Origin of the sequence: Bacillus sp. AP8 (assembly GCF_000321185.1) — a bacterium.
Lineage (GTDB): Bacteria > Bacillota > Bacilli > Bacillales > DSM-1321 > Bacillus_AD > Bacillus_AD massilioanorexius.
In genome coordinates this window covers 1-6,447 of record NZ_CAPG01000087.1, presented here as the reverse complement: position 1 = coordinate 6,447, position 6,447 = coordinate 1, and the positions used below count along the sequence as shown (strand labels likewise).

Annotated in this window: 6 protein-coding genes and 2 pseudogenes; 3 read left to right on the top strand and 5 right to left on the bottom strand. The window is 32.6% G+C overall.

Features of this window, described 5'->3' with window-relative positions:
- Positions 1-172 precede the first annotated feature (172 nt).
- Complete coding sequence (locus BN349_RS20620) at positions 173-1,447, top strand: Y-family DNA polymerase (RefSeq protein ID WP_019244208.1); 1,275 nt, start codon at positions 173-175, stop codon at positions 1,445-1,447.
- Positions 1,444-1,791, top strand: a complete 348-nt coding sequence (locus BN349_RS25120; RefSeq protein WP_019244207.1) for a YolD-like family protein — start codon at positions 1,444-1,446, stop codon at positions 1,789-1,791. Before BN349_RS20620 ends, BN349_RS25120 begins: the two co-directional genes overlap by 4 nt.
- A 194-nt stretch (positions 1,792-1,985) precedes the next feature.
- Here BN349_RS25120 and pnuC read toward each other — a convergent pair.
- Positions 1,986-2,506 (bottom strand): annotated as a pseudogene (gene pnuC / locus BN349_RS26990) (nicotinamide riboside transporter PnuC).
- Positions 2,507-2,517: 11 nt separating this feature from the next.
- Positions 2,518-2,832: a hypothetical protein gene (locus BN349_RS26015; RefSeq protein ID WP_019244206.1), complete on the bottom strand. Its 315-nt coding sequence runs from the start codon at positions 2,830-2,832 to the stop codon at positions 2,518-2,520.
- 88 nt (positions 2,833-2,920) lie between these two features.
- On the opposite strand from BN349_RS26015, the gene BN349_RS24460 reads away from it, so the two are divergent.
- Positions 2,921-3,439 (top strand): hypothetical protein, encoded by a 519-nt coding sequence (locus BN349_RS24460; protein WP_019244205.1) that lies wholly within the window; start codon positions 2,921-2,923, stop codon positions 3,437-3,439.
- A 222-nt stretch (positions 3,440-3,661) separates the two neighbouring features.
- Here BN349_RS24460 and BN349_RS24455 read toward each other — a convergent pair.
- From BN349_RS24455 to BN349_RS25560, 3 genes and pseudogenes are all read right to left on the bottom strand, one after another.
- Positions 3,662-4,314 (bottom strand): annotated as a pseudogene (locus tag BN349_RS24455) (HAD hydrolase-like protein).
- Between the two features lie 498 nt (positions 4,315-4,812).
- Complete coding sequence (locus BN349_RS20595; RefSeq protein WP_019244202.1) at positions 4,813-6,087, bottom strand: IS110 family transposase; 1,275 nt, start codon at positions 6,085-6,087, stop codon at positions 4,813-4,815.
- Positions 6,088-6,334: 247 nt separating this feature from the next.
- On the bottom strand, positions 6,335-6,447 hold a 113-nt coding region (locus tag BN349_RS25560), incomplete at its 5' end, for an IS3 family transposase (protein WP_148335087.1).

The window sequence follows — 6,447 nt, the reverse complement described above, 5'->3', positions numbered from 1 at the left end:
TCTAGTGTGCATAATTAATAGTACTCTCTATATCCCCTTACTTTTCACAATAAAAATAAAGGAATAATTTATGTGCATAATTAAAATCGAGCATAATTTTATTCTAATTATGCTCAACTTTTCTCTTCTAATATAAACTTAAAATTTTATAAACATATAACGAGGTGAGTATATGTATGACTATTCAACTTGCCCAAATAAGCTAATTTTTTGTGTAGATCTTAAATCATTTTTTGCATCAGTTTCTTGTGTCATTTTAGGATTAGACCCATTAAAAGTGAAATTAGCAGTTGTAGGTGATGTAACTAGAGACGGTTCTATTGTTCTAGCTGCTACCCCAGCGTTTAAAAAAATAGGGATTGGAACAGGAAATAGAAAATGGGAAATTCCAAATGATAATGATATCTATGTTGTCAATCCTTCGATGAATACTTATGTACAAATATCAAATCAAATTACGGAACTAATATTATCAAAATACGCTGCTCCTGTTGATTTTTTCCAATACTCTATAGATGAATTTTTTGTAGATTTCACTAACTATACATATCTTCATAAAAAAACTCCATATGAATTGGCATCGTCTATTCAAAAGGATATTTTCGCCATTACTGGAGTAAATTCCGCTATCGGAATAGGTCCAAATATGCTCATGGCAAAAATAGCACTTGACCATGAAAGTAAGAAAGATTTAAGTGGCATTGCACACTGGACATATGATGATATACAAACAAAGTTGTGGAATATTAAACCATTAAATAAATTTTGGGGGATTTCAGGAAAAACACAAGCAAAGTTAAACCGTTTAGGTATTTCAACAATTCGAGGTTTAGCTAACTATCCTAAAGAAATTCTAATCAAGCATTTTGGTAATGTTATTGGAACGGAGTTACATCTTCATTCGAACGGTATAGACTTCTCTCAACTATCGGAAATGAAAGACTATAAACCAGCAGACAAATCTATTGGTAAAAGCCAAGTGTTACTTAGAGATTATAAAGCCGATGAAATTAAAACATTAATATTAGAGCAGTTAGAAGAAGTATGCTATCGATTAAGAAATCAAAGAAATTTATGTCGAACAATCCAATTTAGCTTAGGCTATAGTTCTAATATGGGTGGATTTAGTAAAAGTGTGACACTTGAACAGCCAACGGATCTAACATTAGATTGGTTTAATGCATGTTTAAAAATTTTAAATAAACATTATAATAATGAACCTGTTAGAACAATATCTATCTCTCTTAAAAACTTTGTTAAAGAGGATTTCGAACAACTATCTTTTTTTTCAAACCCAATAAGAAAACAAAAAGAAAAAAACCTTGCTAAAACAATGGATTTAATTCGATCTAAATACGGTAAAAATAGTTTATTAAGAGCTTGTAGTTATTTAGAGCATAGTACGATTAGAGAAAATAACAATAAAATAGGAGGACATTATACATGAGGAAGGAACAAAATATCATGGGACGCACTATAAAAAAATGGCAGCCATTCGCTAGCATACCACAACAGTTTAAAGGAATATCTGATATTATTGAAAATCAAAAGAAAGTTATTCAACCTTTATTAGACGAAGATGAACAAGAGAGAATTAATTACATTTTGATTGAAGCCATTGAGTATAGCTATGATGTAAAGTTAGTTTATTGGACAAAGGGGCAATATAAAGAAGAAATAGGTAATATTAAAAAAGTAGATCTATTAATTGATACTGTATACTTAATTGATAAGAATAAGATTGAACATTTGATAGCTATTTCATCTTTAGTTAATGTAATTAATATATGAAAACCAAAAGAAAGGGCTTTACTTCAATAGAGAAGATTATCCATTCTTTTCTCGAAGTAAATCCCTCTTTAGTATATAAAATTTATTTAGTAGTCTTTGACAATCTTGTTAGAGTTAAAAGTATTTCATAAATAATTCTCTTCGTAAGTTTCCACTTAAATAGGCATCATATATCTTTGATCAGAATCTTCACCTTACACATATTGAAGTTTATTCTCTTCTTCTGTTCTCTTATCTTGATTCCTTGTCCATTCACGTAAACCTTGAATGGACAATAATGTATTTATCCCCATTAGTATAACCATTGGGTATAAACCACTTAAGAATACAGTAAAAACAGCTATACCATCTGCTATAATCCACAGGTGCCAATTCTCAAGATACTTACGACTTAACCAATATTCATCTGTTAAACTCAATACAGCAGTTAAACTATTTAAGAAAGGTAGTGACCCATGTAATACATACTTCTCAAGTAGCCCCAAATAAGCCACGCAATACCCATCCCTGTAAGCCAAAATATTAGTTGTTTACGAGTAAATCGATTCGTTACTGGAACTTCATTTCCCTTCTTGTTTCTCTTCCAAAAATACCAACCGTATATAAGAAATACTGTTTGTACAAAAGCAACCACTGCCATTGCATTTAATCCTGACGAAATATAAATATATACATAGCTACCGAAAGCTATTATTCCAAAAATAAAATTAGCCATCTTCTCTTTCATTAATAGCCAAACATGAATCGTCCTCCTGCATAGGCATTGAAAGTTGAATGTCTTGTACCTAATATGGAACCCCATTGAAGAAAAGGAGATGCTGAGTCGTTAGTACAATGGCTAGCTGTTAAAACCCAATATGTAGAGCCTTTATAAACTATTCCTCCTGTTGAACATGAAAAAGTTCTATTTATAGCATCTCTAGACACAACACCAAGTCCTCCACCTTGTTTATTCCAATCTGCTCTTCTTGTTTTTAAAGGAGTAGGAGATTTATAATTTGGATCAACATTAATATAAAGTACATCCCCGTAATATCTCAATTATTTTTACACCATTAATTATGCACAAGATTTGTCTGGTGAAGAACAAATTGAATGATTTGATGTACTAAACTTAGCTGGAAGTAGAGTGCCTGAAATTCAAATGAAACTTACTCGATTACAAATAAAAGGATTGGATTTCTATAAAGAATACTCGAATATATTTCGAGATAAACTGGAGCTTGTAGGACTTGACCATTTATTTGTACAAAAAAATACAGAAGTATCTATACCTTTAGCTAAATTAAATTCTGCATTCGAAATAGTTAACGGTAAAGACGGACACTCATTAAATTACAGTCCTATGGCATCTGATAAAAAAGAGTCATTTATAAGTGACGTGAAACCAACTCAATTAAGAACTTGTTTTGAAATAACACTAGAAGGTTTAGAAAAGGCTTTAGATTTCATTATCGAAAACAACTTATCCGAACCTACAAGGATTGATTATATCACCTATCTAACTGGATATTTCACTTATAATAAAGACATGAATCTAACCGAACGAAATAATCAAAATGTTATTGATTGGTATAATGAAGCTGTTTTCGTGAACAAAACAAACCAAGAAAGACGTATAATGTTTGATAAATTACTAAAATGTTAGTATATAATATTGGTAAAAAACACAAAAAGCCATCACTCTTGTTCGATGGCTTTTTGCATGACATGATGTTCAGAAAAACAACGAGGCAATTTGAAGTATTTTAAAAAATGGATTCATACTTTTTGTTAAATTAAACTGACCCGTTAGCTGCATAAGAAAAAGCCGTCTAAATGACAGCCTTGATTTTTTGCTAATTCACTTTTTAGCATACTAAGATGCTCTTTATATTTCAGATAATACCTTTTTAAGACCGATTAAGTTATCTATTACATAATTAGCTTGAGAAGGTTCATCTTCTCTTGCAAAATCAAAATTACATCCAATTGCAATCAAATCATTATCTTTAGCAGCGTTTATATCAGATAGACGGTCTCCAACAACGGCTGCATTTTTTATATCATATTTTTCTATAATGGTTTTCAAAAGTCTCCTTTATCTAACGTTTGTATTTGTTGAATACTAAATGTCTCAGTAACCCACTTATCCAAATGATAATAATCCACAATAGCTTTTAAATACTCCTTCAAACTATTACTTGCTATGTAGATTGAAGGAGTATTTTCCTTTAAGTATTTGAAAACTTTATCCACATTAGGGTATAACGCACTTTTTCCATTTTTAATATTCTCAATTAATTTATTTAGAAAATAGGTATTAGCCCGTTTTCTTACCTCATCAGTATGATTCGGCATTAAGGCTTGCCAGACAATGGGTAAAGGAACACTCATAATCTCACGATACTTTTCAATTGGAGTTATGTCATTCCAATTACCAAGTTTTCTTAGATAATTAAAAGTATCCTCTAGTGAGATTTCTAAAATTTTTTCTGTTTGAAATAAATTTCCATCCATATCAAAAATCAATGATTGCACCATTACTTTTACTCCTCTTTGTACATATATAGGAACGAAACGCTAAGTTCTATCCTGTTTTTTGTTTTATCTTACAAATTTTCCTTATTCAACTCCCTCAGTTTGATACGAATATCTCTCGAATGCTCACTTATTCGCAGGATTTCATATCCCTTAAAAAGGATTTACGGGTAATAGAAACGAGTTCGGATCATTTTGGCTTCGTGAAGGCATAGTTAAATAAAGGAGTTAGCTAATACTCCATATTTTACCATACGATGCACATCTCCACGCCGCCCCTGGAGGCATTCCCTCCCATGTCTCAACGGGTCAAATGCCCTCTCATTCCTTCGTCATGCCTATCCAAGGGGTGAAGGCCAGTTATGCTAACCTGATGGGTCACATTGCCCTTTTGTTGAATAAATCTGGTACTCCGTACATATTTGAATTCCTACGAATAAGACAACATTCAAGATTAAGATATAGACTAATATTATTAAGACCCTTTAGTATCTGTTTTTCCTAAGCTGCTAAAGGGATTGTAGCTTGTACTTTCTGTGGATTATAAGACTCGTTTCGTCGTGCTATTCCTACAATAATCCTTGCTAGTTTACCTATCAGTTTCATTATTGATTTCATTTTCTTTATCTTTTTAACCTTCACATTATGGGAATGGACAGCTTTAAACTCAGGATTATTCATCACAAGGCTCATAGTTGCCAAGTAGAGGAAGCGTCTAAGTCTTGACCTGCCTCGTTTAGAAATAACTATTTGCCCTTTCCATTTACCTGAGCTTGCTTCAGCTAAATGTAATCCTGCATGACGTAAAAGAGAATTTCCATGAGAAAACCCACTTAGATCTCCTGCTTCACCTAATATACCTGCTAATGAGATTTCACTTATCCCCTTTATCATAAGTAGATTCTTTGCGATTGGGATTTGATTAAGAACTTCTTTTACTTGTTGTTCAACTCTTTCGAGTTGTTTTACAGCGAGGTCATATTCTTCTAATAATTGTTCTAGATGGAGTTTATAAGCATCAAGTGCTTGTTTAGTTCCAATAGAAATTTTTGCTAAATTGATCAGCGTTTGAGCTTTTTTAGGTCCTGGTTGTCTTTTCATTAATGACTTCCACGCCGTCATGACGTCTATTGACTCCATTGAAGATATTTCATCTGGAGTTGGAAATAAACGGAGGGTTGCGATAGCCCCTTTGCACGAAACATCTTTAAACACTTGTCGTAGCTCTGGAAAAACAACATCTACCCATCGATTTATTTGATTAATAGACAGTACGAGACGTTTTACAATCACATCACGATTTGACATTAGAACTCTAATTTTTTCAAATGATTCTGACGATGGGCGTATAAAGGAATAATAGCCATTTTTGACCATATCCGCGATAACGAGTGCATCTTTTTTATCACTCTTAGATTGGGTATTATCACGATTCTCTTTATTCCTTTTTACTAAGTGGGGATTGACAGTTACTACCTCGATGTTTTGGTTATATAACCATTTTGATAGGTTAAGCCAGTAATGGCCAGTAGGCTCCATGCCTACTATTGCTGCATCTAAGTTCTTTAGTCTCTTTAACTCTTGAATCCAGTTTAATAGATTTATAAATCCTTCTTCATTATTTTCAAAAGTAAGAGGATTTCCAACTACAATTCCACGGAAGTTAACTGCTCTTGCAACGTGTAGTTGTTGAGCGATATCCACACCAACAATAAGATGTGTATCGGAAATTCTTTCTATGAGTTGATTTTGTTTGTCTTGCATTTTAAAATTCATTTAGGGCTTCCTCCTTAAGGGTCTGAGTTAGAGTGGTGTCTATACTCATAATCTTACTGAGGGGCTCTATTTTTTTCAAACCTGATATTTAACGATCTACAGGAATGCTAATCTGTCCTTTAGCTGTCAGCTCCTTTTATTAAAGTAATGCACCCTTTAGTCGAATAAGAAAAAAGGATAGCCGCAGCAACCCTTCTTATACTTTTTCTTCAATTCAATTGATAGATCTTGGATAGTCAACACTAAACTAGACAACTTTTTTAAGGTGTTCAAGTTTGTACTGAATAGGGCTCTTATAATCCAATGTCCCATGAATCCGAATGTGATTATACCAATGGACATAGTCGGCTAATTCTCGAC

Coding starts and splice junctions, on each gene's coding strand:
- BN349_RS20620 (WP_019244208.1), top strand. CDS start 173: ATGTATGACTATTCAACTTGCCCAAATAAGCTAATTTTTTGTGTAGAT.
- BN349_RS25120 (WP_019244207.1), top strand. CDS start 1,444: ATGAGGAAGGAACAAAATATCATGGGACGCACTATAAAAAAATGGCAG.
- BN349_RS20595 (WP_019244202.1), bottom strand. CDS start 6,087: ATGAATTTTAAAATGCAAGACAAACAAAATCAACTCATAGAAAGAATT.